Origin of the sequence: Youhaiella tibetensis, assembly GCF_008000755.1 — a bacterium.
GTDB lineage: Bacteria > Pseudomonadota > Alphaproteobacteria > Rhizobiales > Devosiaceae > Paradevosia > Paradevosia tibetensis.
Genome location: NZ_CP041690.1, coordinates 2787370 through 2811123 on the forward strand (window position 1 = coordinate 2787370; position 23754 = coordinate 2811123).

Consider the following 23754-nt stretch of genomic DNA (forward strand, 5'->3'; position numbering starts at 1 on the left):
TTTTACCCACGACGGCCAGTGCTCATGAAGGGCACTGGCCGTTCGATCTGGAACCCGGAAAACGCCTTAGCCTACGAACCCGGCCGTCCGGCAGTCGTGGAGGTTGATGTAGGAGAGATCGATCGCGTCCGAGGACGAGCCGTCCTTGCCGGAATCGGCACTCTGCCCGCCAACGCTGCCGCCGCCGAGCGTATCGGCCTCGGAGTCATGGCGAACCAGTTCGTTGCAGCGCGTCTGGACGGCTTCGCGCTGGTCGGGCGTGAAACTCTGGCCGCCGATGACTTCGGCAAAGGCGGCGGGGGCAAACGCCAGCGTTGAGGCAATAGCCAGCGCCGGCACAAACAGTGCGTACTTCATTTTCAATGCTCCTCTGGAGTGTTGCGGCCCTATCAAGAGCCGCGCACTTCAACCGAAGGCCCGCTGAAAGGTTGCTGGCCAATCGTTCACATCGAACCGGCTGACTGCCCCCTCGTGAATGGCCGTGAAGCACGGCCTCAGGCGTATCTGGCAATCCGCACGAACCCCGCCTGATCGTCCGGCCCACCGGTTTTTCCTTGCAAAACAAGCCGCCGGCAATCGGAGCCCCGAGATGCCCCCTCCAGGCACATCAGGCCGCTCCCTGCGTCTCCCTGGCATCAGTTGCGGCAACCATCACAAAGTCTTGCTCCGCGCCGGACGGGACCGGCCAAAACCAATCGATGGTCTTTACCGCTTGTTTGCGGCCTTTGGGCACTCTCGTGCGCATGGCCAACAACGTCTATCGCTTCCGGCGTCTCAAATGGGGCGATCCCGAGCAGAAGTTGCAGATGCTGCCGCCCGACCCGCCACGACGCTCCTCTCTGCCGTGGTTCGAGATCGTACGCATATCGGCCACGCTCGCTTTCGGCATGATCATCGTCGCCTGCCTCTGGGCGCCATAGCCTCCAATCCGATACATTTGGCCACACCGGCTGGCACGGCCGGGCTTGAGATGGTAGGCAGGCGGGCACCAGGCTTGGGAGGCTGCATCTTGGCGACGACTTCTACCGAGCGGCTGACCTTTGTCTCCAGCGGCACGCCGGAGGCTGACGCCGCCACCGCTATCCTGCGCAATCTCTATGGCGACGGCGGCCTCGACCACGCCGACGTGGTGATTGCCCTGGGCGGCGATGGCCTGATGCTGCAGACCCTGCACTCGGTGATGGGGCGCGGCCTGCCGGTCTACGGCATGAACTTCGGCTCGGTCGGCTTCCTGATGAACGAGTTCGGCAACGATCGCCTGCGCGAACGGCTCGCCGCCGCCCGGCCCACCAAGATCTACCCCCTATCGATGACCGTTCGCGACGTCGCGGGCGTCGAGCACCAGGCCCTCGCCCTCAACGAGGTCTCGCTTTTCCGCTCGACCTTCCAGGCGGCCAAGATCGAGATCGACGTGGATGGCCACGTGCGGCTGGACGAGTTGATCTGCGATGGCGTGCTGCTCTCCACCCCGGCCGGCTCGACGGCCTACAATCTTTCGGCCCACGGCCCCATCCTACCCATCAGCGCCCCGCTGCTGGCCCTGACGCCGATTTCCCCGTTCCGCCCCCGCCGCTGGCGCGGCGCCATCCTGCCGAACACGGCCGTCGTCACCTTCCGCACCCGCGAATCCGAGAAGCGTCCGGTGAGCGCGGTGGCCGATAATGTCGAGTTCAAGAACGTCATCGAAGTGAGGGTGCGCGAAGACCGCACCAACGAGGTCACCCTGCTCTTCGATCCGGGCCATAGCCTGGAAGAGCGCGTGCTGACCGAACAGTTCCGCTACTGATCAATGCGGCAGGCGCTGCTCGCGCACATCGGCGATCCGCCGCTCGTCGAGCGTGAGCGCGAAGAGCAGCAGCCAGTCCGTCACCGGCTCCGGCTCTTCCCTCGGCAGCGGCTCGGGCAAGCGCCTGATAAGTCTTTCGAGAACTTCGAGCAGATGCGCCACCTCACACCGCCGGCAGGGCCAGTTGCCCCGGTTCGTCGAAATCGGGGGCCGGCAGCCGGTTGAGCGACTGGCCGCCAAAGGCCGGCATCACGCCGCGCGCTGCCTTGCGCGCCAGCATGACGTTCTGCTCGCTCAGATACGCAAAGGCTTCCTCGAGCTCATGCGGAATGTCCCCGCCATGCTCGATGATCAATTCCTCGGTCAGCGCCGTGACAACGAAATGCCGCGCCGTCACGTCGTCCGCCAGGTCTGCGGTGCGCGCATGGAAAACCAGCCGCGCCAGCAGGTTGCGCACGGCCTCGCCCAGCCCGCATCGCGCAAAGAGCGCGTTGAGCGCCGGCCGTCCGCCGCCCTCGAGGATCGAAAACACCTTCTCGCGCGACACTTCGCTCAACTCGGCCACGCAATCGGCGAAGAACAGCACATGCCCGTTGACCACGGCATGGAGCATCACGCGCGTGCTCACGCGTTCCGATTCCACCATCTCTGCGGCGTAGCGCGGCGCCGCCCGCACCGCCTCGCGCTCCCCGATGGCGCTTAGCGCCGTATCGGTGGCATTGCGCATCAGGCGATCGAGCCGCCGCTGCGCCACGGCCCCCTTGACGATCCGCGTCTCGCGCAACGCGCGCCCCACCGCTTCCACGAGCTTGAGCCGCGCCGAGGGCGTCAGTTCGCGGCGCGCCAGCAGGGCTCCGCGCAGCCTGGGGTTATCCCCCTGCTCGCCCGCAAGGGCAGCCAGCGTCTCCGGACGATAGGCGATGTCGGTGCGCGCCAAAAGCTTGAGCGTGACCCCGATCTCCCCGCGCGCGATGACCGCCTCGGCGATCCGCGTGCTCAGCCTGGCGCGCTCGGCCAGCGCCAACAGCATCGTGAGGTCGCCGTTGCGCGCCAACCCGATGAGGTCGGCATCGATCAGCGCCGGCGAATACTGGGCCACGGCCCGCGAGATGACGGCCGCATCCTGAAGCAGCGCCAGCAGGATCGGGCGCGGCGCCTCGATGGCATGCAGCAGCCCATAGGCGAGCGCTGCCCGCACCTTGACCGACGGATCGTCGAGGAAGCCGATGAGAGCGGCATAGAGGGCGGCATGCTCGTCGGCGGGGCCCAGATGACCCAGATAGGCCATGGCCGCCAGATGGGCAGCCCTGCCCCGATCTTCGCTGTCTGCCGACTGGGTGAGCGCGACGAACTCGTGATACGCAACCATCCGATGCCCCCGGAACTAACCGGGCGACCTTACGGCGTAACGTTTAAGGAACGGTTCACCACGTTCGTTTGCCGCTCATTGACCATAGAGCTGCGTGAAGAACGCCGCCCCGGCCGCAGCCTCGGGCTGCTCGACGGGCGACCCGCTCGGACCGCTCGCCTCGGTCGAGAACAACGAGACGAACGACATGTCCTGTGGCCCGAACCGCGAGGGGATGACCGTCTGCGGGGTCTGGCCGGCCTGCTGGGCGAGTTGCTGGGCCGCAAAGGCCGTGTCCGTCGCCCCGGGCGTCACGGCGTGCTTGGCCACCAGGGACTTATAGACCTCGCGGATCGTGCGCGGCTGGCCGTCCGAATAGAAGATCGCCGGATTGGCGTTGGCCTGCTTGGGAAAGAGCTTGGCCGCGATCTGGTCGGGGTTCTGCAATCCGGCCGTGAACATCTTCTCGGCGCCCTTCGCTCCCAGGAAATGCGCGATGTAGAGTTCGCCCGGGCTGGGCATGCGCCCGAACCGCTGCTGGAGGTAGTCGCCATTGGTCTTGGTGAAGGCTGCCGCCAGGTCCGCCGCGATCTGCGGGTCCTCGCGCAGCTTGAGAACTTCGGCGCGTAACTTCGGGTCCTGAATCACGAAATCGCCGTCGGCGGTTTCCTTGATGGCGTCCGCGTAGTTCTGGTAGCCCAGCCGCGGCCCTTCCTGCTTCATCACCTGCAGCCAGGTGCCTTCGAGGAACTGGAAGAGCCCCACGGCCGAGGATGTACGGGCCTTGGCCTGTGGATTGAGGCTGCTCTCGCGCATCGCCGTCTGCAGCAGATAGTCGAAATCCACCCCGTTCTTGTTCCCTGCGGAATTAAGAACGTAGGCCAGACTCTGCGGCACCGAAATCGGCTGAACACCCATCGAGGAATCAAACCCTGAAGACCAGGGTTAATAAAACCTGAACAACGGTTAACGGCGCATTAACCTTGCCACTTGGAGACGACTTCCTCGAGCGCCGGACGCGGCCGGTCCTCGATGACCACGCTCGGCGTGCCGATCATGATGAAGCCCACGAACCGCTCCCCTTCCCGCGCACCCAGCATCGCTGCCGCCTCGGTGTCGTAGCTGTACCAGCGCGTCACCCATTGCGCGGCGTAGCCCAGGGCGTAGGCGGCATGCTCCAGGTTGAACGCCACGTTGCCCGCCGAGATCAGTTGCTCGAAATGCGGAATCTTGGGGCTGGGCTTGGGGGCGGAAAGCACGCCGATCGTCAGTGGCGCCGGCAAGAACTGACGACGTTCGATCTCCATTCCCGCCTCGTCGAGGTTGGAATTGTTGCGCTTGGCGATCTCTGCCAGCTTTTCCCCGGCCCGAATCCGGTCGTCGCCTTCGATCAGGATGAGTCGCCAGGGCGCCAGCTTGCCGTGGTCGGGAACGCGCGTGCCGATAGTGAGAATTTGACGCAGCTCTTCGGGCGAAGGCCCCGGTTCCTTGAGGAATGCCTGGCCTACCGAACGGCGGGTGAGCAGGTAATCGAGCACTTCGGCTTTGACGGTCATGGTCTTGGTCCTTGCGAGCGTGGCGTCCTTATGACACAGCTTTTCCCAATTCAAAGCCTAGAGCTTGTTTCCTGTTCGAATTCCGCCGTCGGGGCGACGGCAAGAGGTTATGTTTTGGCACGCAATTCCTGGGTGATGGCCATCGGCGTCCTGGCCGCTCTGTTCGCGCCGCAACTTGCGGCGGCCCAGGAGGCTCCCGAGCCGCGCCCACGCGCCGAACACGATGCCGCCCAGGCCCGGGCCGCCGGCGAGACGCCGCCCGAGGCCCCCGCCGACGATGCCGCTTCCGCCCTCGCCGAACCGGGCGAAGTTCCCGGCGTCCCCACCGAGACCCCTGCGACCAGCGCCATCGAGGCCGTCACGCAGGCGCCCCAGCCCGTCCATCTCAAGGCCCGGGTCACCGACAAGGGCGACATCATTCCCAGCGGCCTTGTCTGGCGCGTCTTCGACACCCGCGCCGACAATAACGGCCAGCTCGCCATGGTCGCCAAGTCGGACGATGCCGACGCCACCCTCTCCTTGCCGCCCGGCCAGTACGTCGTGCACGTCGCCTATGGCCGCGCCCAGGCCAGCGACACCATCACCGTCAATCCGGGCGAGAACGACAAGACCATGGTGCTCGAAGCGGGTGCCCTGCGGCTCAATTCGGCCGTCACTGGCGACATCGCTATCCCCGTCAATCTCGAGCACTTCGATATCTTCTCGGGTGGCACCAGCGACGCCGACCGCACCCTCGTGGCCCAGAACGTCGCACCCAACGACACCGTCACCCTCAACGCGGGCACCTATCACGTCGTCTCCTATTTCGGGGACGTCAACGCGGTGGTGCGCGCCGACCTGCGCGTCGAACCCGGTCAATTGACCGAAGCCACGCTCTACCATCGCGCCAGCCAGATCTCGCTCAAGCTCGTCTCCGAAGCCGGCGGCGAGGCCATTGCCGACGTCGACTGGACCATCAAGTCCTCCGCGGGCGAGACCGTCTTCCAGGAGACCGGTGCATTTCCTGCCACAGTGCTCCAGGAAGGCGACTACACCGTCTTGGCCAAGCGGGGCGACACCGTCTACAACCGCGCCTTTCAGGTCGTCCCAGGGCAGCCGCGCGAAATCGAAGTCCTCACGTCGGTCTACTGACGTAATCTAGGCGTAACATCGCGCGCTAATCTGGCCCCAACCCAGGGGGTCCCGTCTATGCGCCTACTGCTTGTGGAGGACGAGGCTGAAATGGCCTCCGCCCTCAGCGCCGCCTTGCTCAAATACGACATGGTCATCGACCATGCGCCCAGCCTCGCCTTCGCCGAGGAAGCCATCGCCAACCGCGTCCATGACGCATTCCTGCTCGATCGCAACCTGCCCGATGGAGACGGCATCGACCTGATTCCCCTGATCCGCCAGGAAGTAGCGGGCGCCCCGGTCATCGTGCTCACCGCGCGCGGCTCGCTGGTCGACCGCATCACCGGGCTGGACCAGGGCGCGGACGATTACCTGCCCAAACCCTTCGCCGTGGAGGAGTTGCTGGCGCGCCTGCGCGCCGTCATGCGCCGCCCCAGCCAGATCGCCGTGAATGTCGGACGCGTGGGCAACCTCACCTACGATTTCTCCAACCGCCACGTCAGCATCAAGGACGAGCCCGTCGACCTGCCGCGCCGCGAGCTGCTGGTTCTGGAAACCCTCGTCCAGCGCACCGGCCGCACTGTACTGCGCTCCTCGCTCGAGGAGGCGGTCTACGGCTTTGACGACGACATCCAGTCCAATGCACTGGACGCCCATGTCTCGCGCCTGCGCCGCAAGCTCTCCGATGCCGGCGCCACGGTCGAGATCCACACCATTCGCGGGGTCGGTTACCTCATGAAGCAGGCGCGATGAACCCAGCCTCCAAGTTCTGGCGCGGTCTGCGCACCTATCAATGGTTCAAGCCCAACTCCCTCAAGCGCCGGCTCGTCTGGCGCCTTATGCTTTTGCACGGGATCACCTTCGTGGTGTTCACCGCCGCCATCTGGATCTTCATCATCTCGCTGGGCGGCAAGGCCGACCTCGTCGATGACAGCATGATCGACCACATCGCCGAGTCGCTCGTCCACGATGCCGACGGCAAGCTGGTGCTCGAAGATACCGACGGCATGAAATGGGTGCGAACCAACGAATACTGGTTCGTGGCGCGCGACAGCGAGGGCCAGACCGTTTCCGAGGGCACGCCGCCCGAGATGTTCCGGCCGGTGGTCGACAAGCTCGGCACGCTCGACTACGCCCAGATTCGCATCAAGGACGACCAGCCCGAGCAGGTGAACGTGCGCAAGCGCGACACCCGCGCCGGGCAGGTCTACATCGTCGTCGGCACCGACGCCTCGGTTTCCGCGCTGCTCGCGGTCGTGGTCGTTTCCCTGATTCTCTTCCTGCCCATCACCGCGCTGCTGGCCCTCGTCACGGGAATCGCGATTCCCTTGATCGTGCGCAAGTCGCTGCGCGGCGTCGCCCTGGCCGAAGCCGACGCCTCCAAGATCGACTTCGACCAGCGCGGCAAGCGCCTTTCGGTCGATCGCATCCCCTGGGAGGTCAAATCGCTGGTCGCCGCCGTCAACGACGCCCTTTCGCGGCTCGATGAGGGCTACGAGCGCCACAAGCGCTTCCTTGCCGACGCCGCTCACGAGCTCAAGACACCCATCGCCATCCTCCAGACCCGCATCGACGCTCTGCCCGAGAGCCAGGACAAGGGCCGGCTGATCGCCGACGTCTCCCGGCTCGGCGGCCTTGCCGAGCAACTGCTGGACCTCCAGCGCTTCCAGCACCAGCCGCCCGACTTCAAGGAAGTGGACCTGGTCGAGCTGGCGGGAAACGTCGTGGCCGACCTCGCGCCCATCGCCATCGCCGCCGGCTACAAGATCAGTTTCGATGCCGACCAGCGCCGCGTCCTCATCCAGGGCGATTGGGTTGCGCTGGAGCGCGCGCTCTCCAACCTCGTGCAGAACGCCATCGCCCATGGCGGCAATAGCGGCACGATCTCGGTCTATGTCGAGCGCTGCGGCACGATCGAGGTAAGCGACGGCGGCCCGGGCATCCCCGAGGAAGACCGCGACCGGATTTTCGAGCCCTTCTATCGCCTGCGCCCGATGACCGGCGGCCATGGCCTCGGCCTCAACCTGGCGCGCGACATCGCCAACCGGCACAACGGCCACATCTCGGTGACCGACGGGCCGGAGGGCGGCGCCAGTTTCAGGCTCAGTCTTCCAAGGACGGCATGAAGGAAGGGCGGCTCGACCGCCCTTTTTCGTTCCCTCAGCCACCCCAGCCGCATTGTGCCCGCGCCGCGCAATGCTCTCGCAATCTGAGGGGGCACAATGGGTCCTGTCAGTTCGCGCTGCCTCGGCAGCCGATCCTCCCATGCCCCTCGGAGTAATGAGTTATGCCCACGCCCCTCGCTCGTGTCCTCGTGCTCGGCGCCGCGCTCCTCCCCGCGCTCGCCGCCGCCCCTGCCCTGGCCCAGGACCGCTACGCGCAACCCTATTACGGTGCTTCCGACCCCTGGACCGGCTTCTATGCCGGTGTGCTCGGCGGCGTCAGCACCAAGGAACTGCCCAACGTCTTCGCCGGCAACAACCTGATGGGTGGCGTCGTGGCCGGCTACACCTCCTCCTTCGGCCCGGCCGTGCTTGGGGCTGAACTGGAAGGCACCTATACGCTGGGCAAGGAATACAGCCTGACCAGCAACGCCGCCCTCGCCCAGAGCTGGGCAGGCGTCGCCAAGCTCAAGGCCGGCGTCGCCTTCGACGACATCCTGCTCTATGGCACCGCCGGCTACGGCTGGGCGCGCCTCGACCCCAAGGGCAACGTCGCCTCCGACGCCCGCTGGGCCGGCGGCTTCACCTATGGCGGTGGCGCCGAATTCGCCTTCCGCAACGGCATGTCGATCAAGCTCGAATACACCCAGTCGCGCTACGACAACGTCGAATCTACCCTCGTGGGCGGCGCCAAGCGCACCGACAACCTCGTGAACCACGCGATCAAGGCCGGTTTCAACTACCGGTTCTGACGCCCTGCGGGAGCAGCAACATGGCTACGAAAGTCCCCGTGCTTCTTGCGACGCTGGCAGTCGTGCTGACCGGCATCCTCCCCGCGAACGCCGCCGAGTGGTACTCGGCCGACGATCGCTGGACCGCCTACTCGCTCCGCGATTGCCGCTATGTGCGCGACCGGTACGAGCGCAGGAACTGCGAGCGCTTCTTTCGCCCCGAAGCCAGCAAGGACGACGATATCGGCGCCGCCATCGGCATCGGCATCATCGGCCTGACCATCGGGGCCATCATCGCCGGCGCCGCCGCGGAACAGGACAAGTCCGCGGCCAAGAAGGAGCGCGACCGCTGGCTCGTCTACTGCTCGACCAAATATCGCAGCTTCGATCCGCAATCGGGCACGTTCCTGGCCCGAGACGGGCTGCGATATCCCTGCCGGTGACTCCGCCCCAATCCCCGTGGCACCGACAGGGATCCCTACCGACGTCGTGACCGGCCAGCCGGCCCGCCATGCGCGGCTCCAGAGGGTCTTGCTTACCGCCTGGAGCCGGTCGGCCGGCGCGATTTTCGGGGGGCGTGCTGCCGCCGTGGCCCCAGCCACGGCGGCAGTTCCTTGTGATCTCTACAAGATTGCGGAAACCATCATCGCAACCTGGGCCATATTTTTGCTGTTTCAAGGCTACGCAATGCTGCGTCCCGCTAGCTTTGGCTATTGAAGACAAGCATCCGGTGGCACAGATTGCGCCACAAATTCTGGCGAATGGAGAAAATTGCCATGCCGTTGACCAAGAGCGCGCCCCGCGTGAGCCTGCAAGCCCTGGCCGTAGCAGCAATGATGAGCGTGGCGCTCCCTGCCGCCGCCCTCGCCCAGGAGGCGCCCCGCACGCGCGAAAGCGCGCCGCGCGTCGAAAGCCCCGCAGCCGCTGCCGCAGCGACCGAGGCTGCCGGCGAAGCGAATTTCTCCATCGACATCCCCACGGTCGACACCGTCGATTCCAACATGGACGAGGCCACGATCCGCGCCATCCTCACCGGTGGCCTGGCTGATCACGCCACCGAGCTGGCCGGCCTCAACGCCAAGTCCATTTCCATCCCCGAGATCACCCTGAGCTATTCGATGCCGCCCATGGAAGGCAAGGCAGAGGCCGGCAAGGTGGTCTATTCGGACGTGGTGCTGACCGACGTCGTCAACGGCGTCGCCGCTTCCGTGGCCGTGGGCGGCGCCAGCGTCGATGCCGGCCCCGAGGGCTCGTTCACCTTCGGCAAGATGTCGACCGGCATGTTCGATATCGGCGGCATGCTGGCCTTCTACGGCATGGTTCCCGGCGCTTCCGCCGATCAGCCGCTCAAGACCATCTACAAGGATTTCAAGTTCGAGGGCGGCAAGTTCACCGCACCCGAAGCCACCTGCACGATCGGCGAGGCCTCGCTGGCCGAGTTCAAGGCACGCCCGCTCAAGACCTCGTTCTCGGACCTTATGGCCCTTGCCCAGGGCATGGAAGCGCGTGGCGACGACAAGCCCACTGCCGAGGAAATCTCGCAGATGGTTGCCTTCTATGCCGACTTCCTCAACGCCTTCGAATCCACGCCCTTCGAGTTCACGGGCCTTGATTGCACGGGCACGTCCGAAGACGGCAAGCCGGTAACGGTCGCCGTCGGCCCCATCACCATCGGCGGCTTCTCGAAGAATACCTATCCGCAGATCGAAGCCAAGGACATCAAGGTCAACGTCGAGGGCGACGGTTACCTCAACCTGGCCAGCGTCACCTTCAAGAGCTTCGACTTCTCCTCCACGCTGGCCGCGCTCGAGGAATCGGGCGGTGCCATCGATGACACCTGGCTCGAGGCCAATGGCCGCCGCCTCATCCCCTCCTTCGGCGGCTTTGCCTTCACGGGGCTGGACATGGACATGCCCGACACCGAAAGCCCGGGCGAGCGCATCCAGGCCTCTGTCGGCTCGTTCGACCTGTCGCTGGGCAACTACATCAACGGCGTCCCGGCCGACATCGCGTCCACGGCCAAGAACATCGTGGTCTCCCTGCCCGCCGATTCCGAAGATGAAGGCATCCAGCAGCTGCTGACGCTGGGCATCGACAAGATCGAGGCGGGTTACAACTTCGCGGCGACCTGGGACGAACCCAGCAACACCATCGCCATCAAGGATCTCTCCTTCGACGGCGCCAACCTGGGTGCACTGGCTCTCGCCGGCACCATCGGCAACGCCACCCCGGACCTCTTCGCCCTCGACAACAATACCGCCCTCTTCGCGGCCATGGGCCTGACGGTCAAGGACGCCAAGGTCGACGTCAAGGATGCCGGCTTGGCCGACATCGTGTTCCAGAAGATGGCGACCGAACAAGGCCAGACGGTCGATCAGGTCCGCAGCGCCCTCTCCGGTGTCGCTGGCGGCACCGCCCTCGCCCTGCTCGGCGGCGGGCCGGACGCCCAGAAGCTCTCGGGCGCCCTCGCCAGCTTCCTCACCGGCAACGCCAAGTCGCTCTCGGTCTCGGCCACCGCCAAGAACGAAGCGGGGCTGGGGCTGCCCGAGCTGAGCGCCCTGCAGTCCAACCCGATGGCGCTCTCCAGCCAGGTCACCGTCGACGCCACCGCCCAATAAACGGCGCGACCGGCAAACAAAAAAGGCCCGCTCCAGCGATGGAGCGGGCCTTTCTGATTCAGGGTCTGCGGTTTCAGGCCGCGGCGCGCTTGAGGTCGGGCGCCTGGGCTTCGGTCATCAGTTCGACGATGGCATCCATCGACGGCACGACCTTCTGGCCTTCGGTGCCGAGGCGGCGCACCGAGACGGTGCCCTCCTCTGCCTCACGCTTGCCCACCACGAACATCAGCGGCACCTTCTGCATGGAGTGCTCGCGGACCTTGTAGTTGATCTTCTCGTTGCGGGCGTCGAGTTCGGCGCGGATGCCGGCGGCGCGCAGCTGCTTGACCAGCTTTTCGGCATAGCCATCAGCTTCCGAGACGATGGTCGCCACCACGACCTGCGTCGGCGCCAGCCAGGCCGGCAGACGGCCGGCATAGCTCTCGAGCATCATGCCGATGAAGCGCTCCAGCGAGCCGAGAATGGCGCGATGGAGCATCACCGGACGCTGGCGCGAACCGTCTTCGGCCACGTACGAGGCGTCGAGGCGCTCCGGCAGCACGTAGTCGAGCTGCAGGGTGCCGCACTGCCAGGACCGGCCGATGGCGTCCTTGAGGTGGAACTCCAGCTTGGGCGCATAGAACGCGCCTTCGCCTTCGGCGATCTCGAAGTCATAGCCGGTGGCGCGCAGGGCATCGCCCAGCGCCTTCTCGGCCGCGTCCCAGCGCTCGATGGTGCCACCGAACTTTTCGGGGCGCGTAGCGAGCTTGATGACGATCTGGTCGAAGCCCATGTCCTGGTAGACCGAATAGAGCAGATGCACGAAATGCTCGGTCTCGGCCTGGATCTGGTCTTCGCGGCAGAAGATGTGCGCGTCGTCCTGGGTCATCTGCCGCACACGCATCAGGCCATGGAGCGCGCCATGGGCCTCGTTGCGGTGGCAGCAGCCGAACTCGGCCATGCGGATCGGCAGGTCGCGATACGACTTGATGCCCTGGTTGAAGATCTGGATATGCGCCGGGCAGTTCATGGGCTTGAGCGCCATGAGATCGGACTTGCCCGAGAGAACCGGTCCTTCTTCCTCGGTACCGGGCACTTCGTCCGGCACCACGAACATGTTTTCGCGATACTTGCCCCAGTGGCCCGAAGCCTCCCAGAACTTGGACGACATGAGCTGCGGGGTCTTGACCTCCACATAGCCCGAGCTGTTCAGGCGCCGGCGGATATAGGCCTCCATCTGGTTGTAGATGGTAAAGCCCTTCGGGTGCCAGAACACCGAGCCCTGCGCCTCTTCCTGCAGGTGGAAGAGATCGAGTTCGCGGCCCAACTTGCGATGGTCGCGCTTTTCGGCCTCTTCCATCATATGGAGATAGGCGTCGAGCTCTTCCTTGGTCGCGAAGGCCGTGCCGTAGATGCGCGAGAGCACCGGATTGTTGCTGTCGCCACGCCAATAGGCGCCCGCCACCTTGGTCAGCTTGAAAGCCTGGCCGACATCCTTGGTGGTGCGCATGTGCGGACCACGGCAGAGGTCGAACCACTGGCCCTGCTTGTAGATCTTGATGCTCTGGTCGGCCGGGATGGCGTCGACGAGCTCGACCTTGAAGTTCTCGCCCTTGGCGGCAAAGACCTTCTTGGCCTCGTCGCGGGTCCAGATTTCCTTGGTGAAGGCGGCGCCGCGCTCGATGATCTCGCTCATCTTCTTCTCGATGGCGCGCAGGTCGTCCTCGCTGAAGGGGGTCTCACGCGCGAAATCGTAGTAGAAGCCGTTCTCGATCACCGGGCCGATGGTCACCTGCGTGGATGGCCACAGCTCCTGAACGGCCTCTGCGAGGACGTGCGCGGCATCGTGGCGGATGAGTTCGAGCGCGGCCGGCTGGTCGCGCGTCACGAACTCGATCTTGCCATCGTCTTCAAGCGCATCGGAAAGGTCCGTCAGGACGCCGTTCCAGCGCATGGCCACGGTCTTCTTGGCCAGCGACTTGGAGATATCCTCGACCACGGTAGTCCCGGTGGTGCCGCGCGGAAACTCGCGAACTGCACCATCTGGGAACGTCACCTTGATCGACATTTTGATCTCTCCAAGAGAAAGGATTGTTGAAACCGTGCAAAACGCACGAGGGGCGTTGTCTATCACGCTTTGTGGAGTTTGCCAGCATTTGCGGTTTGCCGGCGAGGTAGAGTCCGGGTTGCGGCTTCCCCTCCGGGCATCCCACAATGAAATGCGAAGTGGCTACCGCCACCGCCCATATCGCCACGGCAGGTACCACCGCCCCGCCTTCGGCAATTCCTCCGGCACCGGATCGAACCCGTGCGTGCCGCCCGGCCTGCATCGGCTGAACCGCGCCAACCCCATCCAGCCGCCCGGCCAGAAGCCGAACTTCCAGATCGCTTCGCTGGTGAATTCGGAGCATGTGGGCGCGTGCCGGCACGTTCGCCCGACGAAAGCAGAGAACGTGTAGCGGTAGATGGTGATGAGGAAGACCGCCGCGAACTTGAACGGCAAATCCACCACCGCCCAGAATTGCGCGATGAATCGATCCATCAGCTTGCGGCCCTAAGCGATTCTTTTTGCTTCGATCTTGTCGAGCGCTTCAACCACCGCATCAAACACCAGCATGGTCGAGGTGTGGCGCGGCTTGTATTCGCGCACCGGCTCGAGAAACCGCAGGTCCTCCCACCGCCCGGCCGGCGGCGCGCCGTCTTCCTTGAGCATGCGCGCCATCTCCTCGCGCACGGCGCGGAACTCGGATACCGGCGTGCCCACGATCTGTCGCGCCACGATGGCAGCCGAGGTCTGCCCCAGCGCGCAGGCGGAAACGTCGTGTCCGTAGCCGGTGATGATTCCGTCCGAAACCACGACATCCACCTCGATGGACGAGCCGCAGACCCGGCTCACCTTGCGGGCCGATGCGTCGGCCTGCGCCAGGCGCGGCGCCTTTGGCGGATTGCCGGCGATCTGCAGGATCTTTTCGGAATAGAGATCGCTCAGTTCCATTCTGGGCACAATTCTGTTTCTTGTGGCGGCGTCTACCCACCCTATATAAGTAACCGCTCGCAGACTGTCAGGGCCTCTTGCCCCACGCTTTTTTGTGATCCGCCCATAAGGAAACCCGCGCATGGACGCCACCTTCAACGCCAGCAACGTCTCCGCGTTGCCGGGCCACGAGAACCGCCGGCCGACCCAGCAGGAAGCCGAAGACGCCGTCCGCACGCTCATCGCCTGGGCCGGTGACGACCCCACCCGCGAAGGCCTGCTCGAAACGCCCGGCCGCGTCGCGCGCGCCTATGGCGAGTTCTTCTCCGGCTATGGGCAAAACGCCGCCGACGTCCTGAGCAAGACTTTCAAGGACGTGGGCGGGTATGACGACATCGTCCTGCTCAAGGACATTCCGTTCCACTCCCATTGCGAACACCACATGGTGCCGTTCTTCGGCAAGGCGCACATCGCCTACCTGCCTCATGACGGCGTGGTCGGCCTTTCCAAGCTCGCTCGCCTCGTCGATGTCTTCGCCAAGCGCCTGCAGACCCAGGAAAACCTGACGGCGCAGATCATCGACGCGGTCAACGAGAACCTCAACCCGCGCGGCGCCGCCGTCATGCTCGAAGCCGAGCATATGTGCATGACCATGCGCGGCGTGCACTCGCACGGGGTCACCACCGTCACCCACCGCTTCACCGGCGTCTTCGCCGAGGAACGCGAAGAGCGCGACCGCTTCTTCGCCTTCATCGGCAAGCGCTGAAATGCTTGGCACGCAAGCTCGGGGCGGGATAAAACCCGCGCCATGAGCATCACCTTCGCCGATCCCAAGCCCCTCAGCCACGCCGAACTCGAAGAAGGCACCGCCTTCGCGCCCCGCTTCGACGCAAGTGGCCTCGTCACAGCCGTCACCACCGAAGCGGGTTCCGGCCGCGTGCTCATGGTCGCGCACATGAATGCCGAGGCGCTGGCGCTCACCCTTCAGACCGGCGAAGTCCACTACTGGTCGCGCTCGCGTGCCAGGATCTGGAAGAAGGGCGAAAGCTCCGGCGAGATCCAGAAGCTGATCGAAATGCGCACCGACTGCGACCAGGATGTGGTGCTGCTCACCGTCGAACAGACCGGCCGCGGCGCCGCCTGCCACACCGGCCGCAAGAGCTGCTTCTATCGCATTGTCGAAGTCCAGGACGGTACGGCCAAGCTCACCGATTCCGGCGAACCGCGCCTCTTCGACCCCAAGGCCGTCTACGGCGCCTGACCCGGCGAGGGCCATTGCCCTCCTCCACCGCCTGGGCGGCCACCCCACTCAATAATGCGGCGGCGGTGGCTCGTCCTGCGGGGCCAGCGCGGGATGCGCTTCCACGACTCGCAACTGGTCGGTGAGCTTGGACAAGTCGCGGCGCGTCGCCTCCAGTTCACGCCAGAGGTCGGTGACCGCCTTGTTGAGCTCCTCGATGGTCTCGTCCTGGTAGGCGATGGTGGTCTCGAGCTTTTCGAGTCGCGCGTCGATCTCACTCATGTTGCCAGCTCCTTTCGAACAGCGGCGGCAGCAGCAGGCCGATGACGAATCCGCCCAGATGCGCCTGCCAGGCGATCTGGATGTCCTGCCCGATCAGCGCCGGCACCAGCGGCACGGCGGCGTTGAGCACGATCCAGATGAGGCTGAAATTGCGCGAACGCGGATTGGTGAACACTTCCCGCAGGCTCGCCAGGTGCCGCCCGAGCAGCACGCGCTGTCCGGTGTCCGGGTCGGTCCCCACCATCACCGGCTGGAAGATGAACCGCATCGCCGCCCCGGTGAGGCCCGCCACCCCGCCCGAGGCGCCGATCAGCACCTGCACGTTGGGCAGGGTCGTGGCCGCAAAGGCCAGGGCCCCGGCCGCCGACGTCACGAGGAAAATCACCAGCGTGGGGAGCGCCCCATACCGCCGCGCCACGGGCGTGGCGAAGATCGCCAGCCAGAGCGTGTTGAAGATGACGTGCTCCCAGTTCGCATGAAGGAACGCGTGGCTGAACGGCGTCCACAGCAGCGGCCAGAACCCGCCCGGAAGCTGGTCCGGCGCCAGCAGGCGCATCGGTATGAACCCGAACCATAGGGTTAACTGGTAGAGCCCGACGTTATCGAGAACGAGCGTGGTCGCCAGATGGATGGCCAGCATGATGCCCGCCAGCGCCGTCACCACGGGGGGCAGCATGAAGATCGGTTCCCGCCCGGCCTGCGGGGCGTCGTGGTCCGAACCAGGTTCGCTCATGCAATCAACTCCGTAGAAACCGTTTACACCCTCTCGCGTTGTGGACTTATCCACACTGCGTCGTCGGCGTTAACCCTAATAGATGTTTAATGGCGATTTCGCCCGGCGCATTTGGCACTGTTTGTGGGCCGCAGAGATTCCCCACACAACGAAGGGGAACGCATCAGGGCCAAGGGCGCGAACACTATGCAAAAGACCAGCACGAAAACGCTCTACGATTATTGGAACGCCCTGCGTGGCTCCCGCAGTGCGCCCGACCGCAAGGACATCGACCCAACCCGGATTCGCTCCGCGCTGGCAAACACTTTCATCCTCGAGCTGAGCGATGAGAACAGCTTTGTCTTCCGCCTGGCGGGTTCGCACCTGTGCACGGCCTATTGCCGTGAACTGAAGGGGCGCTCCTTCACCGGCCTCTGGCACGAACGCGACCGCGATGCGCTCGACACCCTGATCCGCGCCGTCACCGAGGATCACGCCGTGGCGCTCGTCACCTTCCAGGGGACGACGCCCATCGACACCAAGGTCACGTTCGAAACCATCCTGCTGCCGCTGCGTCACAACGGCTCCACCCAGACTCGCCTCCTCGGCGCCATGACCGCGCTCGAGGAGCCCTACTGGCTCGGCGTCCAGCCGCTGGTGGAACAGCGCATCACCGGCCTGCGTCTGATCTGGCCCGATGACCTGGCCACCTCCGACGTCGCCCGCGACGTTGCGGCCGCCGTTCCGGGCGTCGGCTTCGCCGCCCCCGGCCACGCGCCGATGCCCATTCCCTCCACCGTCTTCGGGCGCTCCGCCCGCCGCTATGCTCACCTGGCGGTTATCGACGGCGGCCGTCATTGAGTTAATGGCAGCCCGGTAGTCTTACTATCGGTTAACCAAACTTGTTTAGGCTGTGGGAAACGTCACACACGGCCTTTTCCGCATGCTGAACGATGACCTGCCCGCGCGCTATGCAGCGTCCCCTGGCCGAAGCCAGGCGGACATGCCGCGCTTTCAACGCGTGAAGGTTTCGATTCTCGGCCGCTACATGCTGGCCGACAAGCGCGAATTCCCCTGCCAGGTCCTCGAAATGTCCCCCGGCGACGCGGTGGTCATCGCCCCCGTTCCCGGCCAGATCGGCGAGCGCGTGGTGGCCTATCTCGATCATGTCGGGCGCATAGAAGGCTCGATACTCGAGAGCGCAGATGGCGGCTTCGTCATGGATGTGCTGGGCACTGCCCGCAAGCGCGACAAGCTCGCCGCCCAGCTCACCTGGCTGGCCAACAAGGATATCCTCGACCTGCCCGAGGATCGCCGCCACGAACGCGTCGTGCCCGACAACCGCCACTCCACCGTCATCCTCGACGATGGCCGGCGCTACAACTGCAAGATCATCGACATCTCGCTTTCGGGCGCCGCCATCGAACTCGCCGTGCGGCCGGCCATGGGCACCCCCGTCACGCTCGGTCGCATGCGCGCCCGCGTCGTGCGTCATTTCCCCAACGGGGTGGCCGTCGAGTTCGCCTCCGCCCAGGAAATCCTCACGGTCGTGCAGCAGAACCTGCGCATGAACTGAGCGGCTCGTCCGCCCTCCAACTCGTGCTTAACGAGCCCTGAATCGAGTGCATAAAACTCGATTCAAAACTGCGTTGGACTTTTTCAATCGGGGCAAGAGCGCCTCCGTACCGTGGTCTCCATCAGGGAGATCACACAATGTCCACCGCGACCAACATCGCAAAATCCATAGGAGCGGCGCTGCTTGCAGCCCTCGCGCTGACCGCTCCGGCCCACGCCCAGAGCGTCGATTTCACCAACGCCGCTTTCGTCCAGGTTTCGGTCAACCCGACCAGCGTGCCGATCGGCGCCGCCGAGTTCTGCCACCGCCGCTCCAACGAGTGCGCCCCCTACCGCAATCCCATCGCCGCCGAAGCGCTGACCGATGGTCGCTGGAACGAGCTCCTGCAGGTCAACGCCCAGGTCAACGCCAGCATCATCCCCGCCTCCGACAAGGAGATCTACGGCGTCGAGGAATTCTGGACCTACCCCACGGGCGGTTATGGCGATTGCGAGGATTTCGCACTCGAAAAGCGCCGCCAGCTCATCGATCTGGGCTGGGCCCCCTCAACCCTCATGATCGCCGTCGTGCGCCAGGCCAATGGCGAAGGCCATGCCGTCCTCATGGTCCGCACCGATCGCGGCGATCTCGTGCTCGACAACCAGGCCGGCGAAATCCGCCTCTGGAACGAGACGCCCTACCGCTACCTCAAGCGCCAGAGCCAGCTCAGCTTTGCCCAATGGGTCGATATCTCCGACGACCGCACCACGATCGTCACCGCGTCTGCCGGACGCTGAGTTCCGGGTCCCTCTCCCTGATAAGTTTGGGACCTGATGAAAGAAGCCACCTCCGGGCCCGGGGGTGGCTTCTTTGTTCCTGGGGGAATGCCAGGGAAAACTAGAGCATGACCGCCACGTAGACGCTCATGAAGATCAGGCCGGTTATGAAGGCCCAGCCGAAACCGACCAGCGATCCGATCAGCACGGGAACGAAAGCCAGGGTCGAGCCCTTTTGCTGCTGCCAGCCCATCTGCAGCATGATGTAGGGGCCGCAAACGAAGCTCATGACCAGGTGCCCCACCGTATGGAGGTAGGTCTTGCCATCGTAGCGCAGCATAGCCTGTTCGCGGAAAACGCCCTGGTAGAGGTGCGTGGCAGCCGCAGCGAGCACCAGCCCCACTGCGACGATGAATGCGGCAAGCATCAGTTCATTCATCAGCCGACCCCTCGTCCCTGCCCCGTCAGCGCGCCAAATTGCGGCGCCTCATTAACTCTTCATTAATCATAAGCGCGCTCACTCGCCTTGTCATCCCGCCTCGTTCAGACTGGTTAACGCGCGAATGTCCACGCCGGCTCCTGCCCAGGGGCACAGCCACACCGCCAGCCTCGGCTTCAACCTTCTCGCCATCACGGTGATCGTGGCCGCAGGGGCCGTCGGCATGGCCTACGCCATCGACGCATTCGGGCGGCATCGCGCCGAAACGGCGGCCGAAGGCACGCGCTACGTGCGCAATCTCGCCGGGCAAACTCTCACCATCCCCGCCGGTTGGCTACGTTTCGGCGACCGCGACGAGGAAGGCTTTGCCAGCCAGGTGGACTTGCAGTTGAGCCTGCCGCTCGGCCCCGGCTCGTCGGCGATGAAGGTGGATGTGACGCTCGTGCCGCGCAGCCGCGCGCGCTCCAGCGCGGCGCTTCTCGATGGCGTCTACCTGCACCGTTTCATGCCCAACGAGGTTTCGGGCCCGCCGGGCCTCGTCGGCAAGCCGCTCTATCCCAATGACGGTTTCGAGGGTGAAACGGTCTGGTACGACCCTCTCTCGGGCAATCCCTTCGTGGCCAAGTGCATGGAACCGGCCCAGGCCGTTGGAGAGGCGCAATGCCTGCGCACCGTCATCCTGCCGAACGGGATCGGGGCGACCTACGCGTTCGGCGCGGGGGCTCTTCCGGCATGGCGCGATTTCGACGCGCAGATGGCCGTCCCCCTCAAAGCAATCGGGGCGCTCTAGGCGCCCCGTGCAAACTCAGTTGATGTCTTCCAGATCGACGTCCAGGATCGCCATCTGGAAGTTGTAGGACCGGTCGCCGTCCTCGTCATCGACATAGATGAGGCCGAGGAATTCCTCGCCCACATAGACTTCCACCGAGTCGTCCTTCTTGGGACGCGGGCGCACGTCGATGTGGCGGTTGTTGAACTTCTGCTGCAGAAACTTCTGGAGCTTGATGATTTCGGGATGGTTCACTTCAGGCTCCTGAAAATCGTTTGGGGAGGCTCTTTCTAGTCCGTGGGGCGGTCCGGGCAATCCCCCGGAGCGCGCTTATCCCCGCTAGTTTGGGCCAAATTCAGACGTTCTGGTCGTAAACGAGCACCATCTGGTCCATCACCGAAGCGGGCTGGGCGCAACCGGCCTCTCCGATGATCTTGGCAGGCACGCCCGCCACTGTCACGCGCGGCGGCACTTCCTTGAGCACGACCGAGCCTGCCCCGATGCGCGAGCAGTCCCCGATCTTGATGTTGCCCAGGATCTTGGCGCCCGCCCCGATCAGCACGCCATTGCCGATCTTGGGGTGGCGATCCTGCTCCGCCTTGCCGGTGCCGCCGAGCGTCACGCCCTGCAGCATCGAGACATTGTCTCCGACCACGGCCGTTTCCCCGATCACCAGGCCCGTGCCGTGGTCGAGCATGATGCCCTTGCCCATCGGAACGGCCGGGTTGATGTCGACCTGGAACACCTGGCTCGACCGGCTCTGGAGGTAAAGCGCGAAATCGCGCCGCCCCGCCTTGTAGAGTGCATGGGCGAACCGATGCGTCTGGATGGCCTGGTAGCCCTTGAAATAGAGTAGCGGCTCGAGCGCCCGATGGCAGGCCGGATCGCGCTCATAGGTGGCGGCGAGATCGGCCCGCGCCTCCGCCCCGATATGGGGCGCTTCCTTGAGCGCGTCGTCGAACGCGTGACGGATGAGATCCGCCGGCACCTCGTCATGGTGCAGCTTCTCCGCCAGCCGGTGGGCCAGCGCGGTCTCGAACGTGTCGTGGTTGAGGATGCTGGCCAGGACCAGTGTTGCCAGTGACGGCTCTTTGGCCACGATCTCCCGGGCGCCTGCTACGATGGCGTCCCAGACCGGATCGACAGCCGTGACCTGTGAAGCAAGCTTTGCGTTGCCGCTCATAGGGGTCTCCGAAGTTGGGCCTACCATATAGAGTATCCCGTTCCTGGAAACAAAGCCCTAGCGCCGCGATTGGTTCACAAATGCGCTCACGCCAGGGCGTTTTTTCCGAGAAACGCGATCGCCGCTTCCTTGAACTTGGCGTCGCCCGTGGCGAGCATGTGGTTGCGGCGAGGGATCACGAAAGCCTCCCCGTGCGGCAGGATTCGCGCCAATTCCTCGGGCGAACCGGCCATGTCGTCGGCTTCCCCGACCGCCACCAGCACCGGCATGGCGATCTTGCGGACATCCTCGATGACCATCGGCTGGCGCGAAGTCGACATGCAGGCGGCCAGCGCCTGCCGGTCCGCCTTGGAGTGATCGGCAAAGATCCGGAACTGCCGGCCGGTCGGATGGCTCACGTCCGAGAGCTTTTCGGCATTGAGCCCGTCGATGATCTCGCGCGAATCCGAAAGCCCGTTGATGAGGTTCATCCCCATGCCGCCCAACACCGCCGCGCGGACCCGCTGCGGTGACTTGAGCGCCAGGAAAGCGGTGATCCGCGCGCCCATCGAATAGCCGATCACGAACGCCCGTTCGATTCCGAGGTGATCGAGCAGCCGCTCGGCATCCGCGGCCATCAGCGTCGGGTAATAATCGTTCGGGTCGTAGAGCTTTTCAGATTGCCCGTGACCGCGGTCGTCGATCGTGATCGCCTGGTACCCGGCCTTGTTGAGCGCTTCCACCCACCCGGTCGCTACCCAGTTGATGAAGCCGCTCGAACCGAATCCGTGAATCAGCAGAACCGGCTCGCCCTCGCCAAAAACCTCGTAGGCGATGGTGATTCCATCCGAAAGAAAGCTGGGCATCGGTCCTGGGAGTTCCTGCTTGGCCTGTTGGAAGAGCAGGACTCGCGCGAGTTCGCCCGCATCCCGTCCGGTGGCTGTTTGGCCCTGATATAGCCAGCACGCGCCCCACATTCCAGACCCCAGTATCCGCCCTTCCCTTTGCCCGCCCGCTTCGCTATGGTCCGGCCCAATTCAACGGCTCCATTCCTAGGGCTTTACGACATGGCTAACGCGACCGTTCCGCACTTCCACAACACCGATGGCCTGCGCCAGATCGAGGTCGGCTCCAAGGAATTCATGTGCGTGGGCGCCCTGCCGCCGTTCGATCACCCCCATGTCTTCCTCGACATGGGCAAGGACACCGAGATCGTGTGCCCCTATTGCTCCACGCTCTACGTCTATAGCTCCAAGCTGGCCCCCGGCACCTCCTCGCCTCTCTCGGCGGTGTTCGAGGCGGCCTGAGCCTTCGCGAAATGCCAGGCGGCAGGTCCGTCTATATTGCCGGCGCCGGCATTGCCGGACTGACTCTCTCCCTCGCCCTCGCCAAGTTCGGCGCCCGCGTGACTGTCCTTGAGCGCCACAAGAGCGTCCAGGAAATCGGCGCGGGCCTCCAGATCAGCCCGAACGCCCGGCGCGTGCTCAATCGGCTGGGCCTCGAGAAGGCTATCTCCGCGGTCAGCTTCGAGCCCGAGGGCATCGACGTCTACGGCTTCCGCGCCGCCCGTCCGCTGGTCACCATGGAACTGGGCGAGGCCGCCCGCGAGCGCTACGGCGCCCAATACGCGGTGATGCACCGCGCCGACCTCGCTGACGTCCTCCATACCGCCACCCGGCGCTTCGCCAATATCGACATCGTCTACGAAGTCATCGACTTTGAGGTCGAGGAGCAGGCGCGCGGCGTCGGAATCGGCTTCGGCCAGGCCGGCGGAGAAAGCCGCCAGGGGCGTGGCTTCGCCTTCGTGGGCGCCGACGGCATCAACTCCGTCACCCGCACGGTGCTGCTGGATGGCCCGGTTCCCGACTGGACCGGCCGCCTCGCCTGGCGCACCCTGCTCGAGACCCGCGAACTCAAGGGCCTGCTCAACCTCGACCGCACCAGTGTCCTGCTCGGCCCCGGCTTCCACGCCGTCTGCTATCCGCTCCCGCATCGCGACAAGGTCAACATCGTGCTCTTCGCCAGGGATCGCGGCGAAGGCGCCCGCAGCGCCCCGGCCCTCCCCGGCGCGGCGCTCGATGACGAGCGCTTCTCGGCCATTTTCCAGGCAGGCGCCGGCCGCTGGGGCTATTGGCCGGTGGGGAGCGTCAATACCGATTTCTGGCACAAGGGCTCGGTCGGCCTCATCGGCGACGCCGCGCACGCCATGATGCCTTTCCAGGCGCAGGGCGCCGCCATGGCCATCGAGGATGCCGCCATCCTCGCGCCGCTGCTCATGACCGAGCCATCGGCAGATGCGGCCTTCGAACGCTACGAAAGCCTGCGCCGCCGGCGCGTCGAGCAGGTGGCCCGCATCTCCGAGGCCAATGGCCGCGCCTTCCACATGCACTTCCCCGCCACGCTCGCCCGCGACGCCGTCATCCGCCTCCAGGGTCCCCAGGGTCACTTCCGCCGGCTCGACTGGCTCTACGGCTACGACCCCTCCCCGGAAGCCGAAATCGGGGCGCCCACCCGTACCGCCTGACGGCATTGCAACCGTTCGGCTACCCAATTCA

General features: G+C 65.1%; 30 protein-coding genes. 16 read left to right on the forward strand and 14 right to left on the reverse strand.

The annotated features are described in order from the left end of the window. Nucleotides 1-66 precede the first annotated feature (66 nt). Nucleotides 67-357: a hypothetical protein gene (locus FNA67_RS13565; protein ID WP_049705665.1), complete on the reverse strand. Its 291-nt coding sequence runs from the start codon at nt 355-357 to the stop codon at nt 67-69. Between the two features lie 386 nt (nt 358-743). Between FNA67_RS13565 and FNA67_RS21955 the strand changes: the two genes are divergently transcribed. Then, nucleotides 744-920, forward strand: a complete 177-nt coding sequence (locus FNA67_RS21955; RefSeq protein ID WP_170267313.1) for a hypothetical protein — start codon at nt 744-746, stop codon at nt 918-920. 50 nt (nt 921-970) lie between these two features. After that, a complete protein-coding gene (locus FNA67_RS13570) occupies nt 971-1786 on the forward strand; it encodes an NAD kinase (protein ID WP_147656355.1) in 816 nt (271 codons plus the stop codon). Here FNA67_RS13570 and FNA67_RS21960 read toward each other — a convergent pair whose 3' ends face one another. The 4 genes from FNA67_RS21960 to FNA67_RS13585 all read right to left on the reverse strand — a co-directional run bounded on the left by FNA67_RS21960 (nt 1787) and on the right by FNA67_RS13585 (nt 4690). Next, the gene (locus FNA67_RS21960; RefSeq protein ID WP_170267314.1) at nt 1787-1948 is read right to left on the reverse strand and encodes a hypothetical protein; all 162 of its coding nucleotides are present in this window, start codon (nt 1946-1948) and stop codon (nt 1787-1789) included. Between the two features lies 1 nt (nt 1949). Beyond that, entirely contained in the window at nt 1950-3155 is a 1206-nt protein-coding gene (locus FNA67_RS13575; protein WP_049705667.1) for a DUF2336 domain-containing protein, read from the reverse strand. A 75-nt stretch (nt 3156-3230) separates the two neighbouring features. Continuing rightward, entirely contained in the window at nt 3231-4052 is an 822-nt protein-coding gene (locus FNA67_RS13580; protein ID WP_082202152.1) for a transglycosylase SLT domain-containing protein, read from the reverse strand. 59 nt (nt 4053-4111) lie between these two features. Beyond that, nucleotides 4112-4690: a nitroreductase family protein gene (locus FNA67_RS13585; RefSeq protein WP_049705668.1), complete on the reverse strand. Its 579-nt coding sequence runs from the start codon at nt 4688-4690 to the stop codon at nt 4112-4114. A gap of 114 nt (nt 4691-4804) precedes the next feature. On the opposite strand from FNA67_RS13585, the gene FNA67_RS13590 reads away from it, so the two are divergent. The 6 genes from FNA67_RS13590 to FNA67_RS13615 all read left to right on the forward strand — a co-directional run bounded on the left by FNA67_RS13590 (nt 4805) and on the right by FNA67_RS13615 (nt 11311). Then, entirely contained in the window at nt 4805-5821 is a 1017-nt protein-coding gene (locus FNA67_RS13590; protein WP_049705669.1) for a hypothetical protein, read from the forward strand. A 57-nt stretch (nt 5822-5878) separates the two neighbouring features. Continuing rightward, nucleotides 5879-6553, forward strand: a complete 675-nt coding sequence (locus FNA67_RS13595) for a response regulator transcription factor (protein ID WP_147656356.1) — start codon at nt 5879-5881, stop codon at nt 6551-6553. Further along, nucleotides 6550-7926, forward strand: coding sequence for a sensor histidine kinase (locus FNA67_RS13600; RefSeq protein ID WP_049705671.1), 1377 nt, complete (start codon nt 6550-6552; stop codon nt 7924-7926). Before FNA67_RS13595 ends, FNA67_RS13600 begins: the two co-directional genes overlap by 4 nt. 161 nt (nt 7927-8087) lie before the next feature. After that, nucleotides 8088-8714: an outer membrane protein gene (locus FNA67_RS13605; RefSeq protein ID WP_147656357.1), complete on the forward strand. Its 627-nt coding sequence runs from the start codon at nt 8088-8090 to the stop codon at nt 8712-8714. A gap of 20 nt (nt 8715-8734) precedes the next feature. After that, a complete protein-coding gene (locus FNA67_RS13610) occupies nt 8735-9136 on the forward strand; it encodes a BA14K family protein (protein WP_082202153.1) in 402 nt (133 codons plus the stop codon). Nucleotides 9137-9469: 333 nt separating this feature from the next. Then, the gene (locus FNA67_RS13615; protein WP_147656358.1) at nt 9470-11311 is read left to right on the forward strand and encodes a hypothetical protein; all 1842 of its coding nucleotides are present in this window, start codon (nt 9470-9472) and stop codon (nt 11309-11311) included. A 73-nt stretch (nt 11312-11384) separates the two neighbouring features. On the opposite strand, the gene thrS is transcribed toward FNA67_RS13615, so the two are convergent. The 3 genes from thrS to FNA67_RS13630 all read right to left on the reverse strand — a co-directional run bounded on the left by thrS (nt 11385) and on the right by FNA67_RS13630 (nt 14285). Next, on the reverse strand, nt 11385-13358 hold the full coding sequence (gene thrS, locus FNA67_RS13620) for a threonine--tRNA ligase (protein WP_147656359.1): 1974 nt from the start codon (nt 13356-13358) through the stop codon (nt 11385-11387). Between the two features lie 162 nt (nt 13359-13520). Then, complete coding sequence (gene yidD, locus FNA67_RS13625) at nt 13521-13832, reverse strand: membrane protein insertion efficiency factor YidD (protein WP_049705675.1); 312 nt, start codon at nt 13830-13832, stop codon at nt 13521-13523. A gap of 12 nt (nt 13833-13844) precedes the next feature. Continuing rightward, entirely contained in the window at nt 13845-14285 is a 441-nt protein-coding gene (locus FNA67_RS13630; protein WP_147656360.1) for an iron-sulfur cluster assembly scaffold protein, read from the reverse strand. 121 nt (nt 14286-14406) lie between these two features. Here FNA67_RS13630 and folE point away from each other — a divergent pair, with 121 nt between their 5' ends. Both folE and hisI read left to right on the forward strand, forming a co-directional pair. Then, entirely contained in the window at nt 14407-15030 is a 624-nt protein-coding gene (gene folE / locus FNA67_RS13635; RefSeq protein ID WP_049705677.1) for a GTP cyclohydrolase I FolE, read from the forward strand. A gap of 42 nt (nt 15031-15072) precedes the next feature. After that, nucleotides 15073-15525 carry a phosphoribosyl-AMP cyclohydrolase gene (hisI, locus tag FNA67_RS13640; protein WP_147656361.1) on the forward strand — a complete coding sequence of 151 codons (453 nt, stop codon included), beginning with the start codon at nt 15073-15075 and terminating at the stop codon, nt 15523-15525. A 48-nt stretch (nt 15526-15573) separates the two neighbouring features. On the opposite strand, the gene FNA67_RS13645 is transcribed toward hisI, so the two are convergent. Further along, the gene (locus tag FNA67_RS13645; protein ID WP_049705679.1) at nt 15574-15786 is read right to left on the reverse strand and encodes a SlyX family protein; all 213 of its coding nucleotides are present in this window, start codon (nt 15784-15786) and stop codon (nt 15574-15576) included. After that, entirely contained in the window at nt 15779-16519 is a 741-nt protein-coding gene (locus FNA67_RS13650) for a rhomboid family intramembrane serine protease (protein WP_049705680.1), read from the reverse strand. Before FNA67_RS13650 ends, FNA67_RS13645 begins: the two co-directional genes overlap by 8 nt. A gap of 186 nt (nt 16520-16705) precedes the next feature. On the opposite strand from FNA67_RS13650, the gene FNA67_RS13655 reads away from it, so the two are divergent. The 3 genes from FNA67_RS13655 to FNA67_RS13665 all read left to right on the forward strand — a co-directional run bounded on the left by FNA67_RS13655 (nt 16706) and on the right by FNA67_RS13665 (nt 18850). Further along, nucleotides 16706-17359: a PAS domain-containing protein gene (locus FNA67_RS13655; protein WP_147656362.1), complete on the forward strand. Its 654-nt coding sequence runs from the start codon at nt 16706-16708 to the stop codon at nt 17357-17359. Between the two features lie 142 nt (nt 17360-17501). Further along, entirely contained in the window at nt 17502-18074 is a 573-nt protein-coding gene (locus FNA67_RS13660; protein WP_049708035.1) for a PilZ domain-containing protein, read from the forward strand. A gap of 137 nt (nt 18075-18211) precedes the next feature. Beyond that, nucleotides 18212-18850 carry a transglutaminase-like cysteine peptidase gene (locus tag FNA67_RS13665; RefSeq protein ID WP_147656363.1) on the forward strand — a complete coding sequence of 213 codons (639 nt, stop codon included), beginning with the start codon at nt 18212-18214 and terminating at the stop codon, nt 18848-18850. 100 nt (nt 18851-18950) lie between these two features. Here FNA67_RS13665 and FNA67_RS13670 read toward each other — a convergent pair whose 3' ends face one another. Continuing rightward, nucleotides 18951-19268: a DUF6949 family protein gene (locus FNA67_RS13670; protein WP_147656364.1), complete on the reverse strand. Its 318-nt coding sequence runs from the start codon at nt 19266-19268 to the stop codon at nt 18951-18953. 124 nt (nt 19269-19392) lie between these two features. Here FNA67_RS13670 and FNA67_RS13675 point away from each other — a divergent pair, with 124 nt between their 5' ends. After that, nucleotides 19393-20058, forward strand: coding sequence for a hypothetical protein (locus FNA67_RS13675; RefSeq protein WP_147656365.1), 666 nt, complete (start codon nt 19393-19395; stop codon nt 20056-20058). A 15-nt stretch (nt 20059-20073) separates the two neighbouring features. Here the strand turns inward: FNA67_RS13675 and FNA67_RS13680 are convergent, their stop codons facing one another. The 3 genes from FNA67_RS13680 to FNA67_RS13690 form a co-directional block, all read right to left on the reverse strand. After that, a complete protein-coding gene (locus tag FNA67_RS13680) occupies nt 20074-20292 on the reverse strand; it encodes a DUF3126 family protein (protein WP_049705685.1) in 219 nt (72 codons plus the stop codon). A 100-nt stretch (nt 20293-20392) separates the two neighbouring features. After that, the gene (cysE, locus tag FNA67_RS13685) at nt 20393-21220 is read right to left on the reverse strand and encodes a serine O-acetyltransferase (protein WP_049705686.1); all 828 of its coding nucleotides are present in this window, start codon (nt 21218-21220) and stop codon (nt 20393-20395) included. A gap of 86 nt (nt 21221-21306) precedes the next feature. Next, nucleotides 21307-22065, reverse strand: coding sequence for an alpha/beta fold hydrolase (locus FNA67_RS13690; protein WP_147656366.1), 759 nt, complete (start codon nt 22063-22065; stop codon nt 21307-21309). Nucleotides 22066-22266: 201 nt separating this feature from the next. Here FNA67_RS13690 and FNA67_RS13695 point away from each other — a divergent pair, with 201 nt between their 5' ends. Further along, nucleotides 22267-22506, forward strand: a complete 240-nt coding sequence (locus FNA67_RS13695) for a zinc-finger domain-containing protein (RefSeq protein ID WP_049705688.1) — start codon at nt 22267-22269, stop codon at nt 22504-22506. Nucleotides 22507-22517: 11 nt separating this feature from the next. Continuing rightward, nucleotides 22518-23723 carry an FAD-dependent monooxygenase gene (locus FNA67_RS13700; protein ID WP_147656367.1) on the forward strand — a complete coding sequence of 402 codons (1206 nt, stop codon included), beginning with the start codon at nt 22518-22520 and terminating at the stop codon, nt 23721-23723. Nucleotides 23724-23754: the final 31 nt, after the last annotated feature.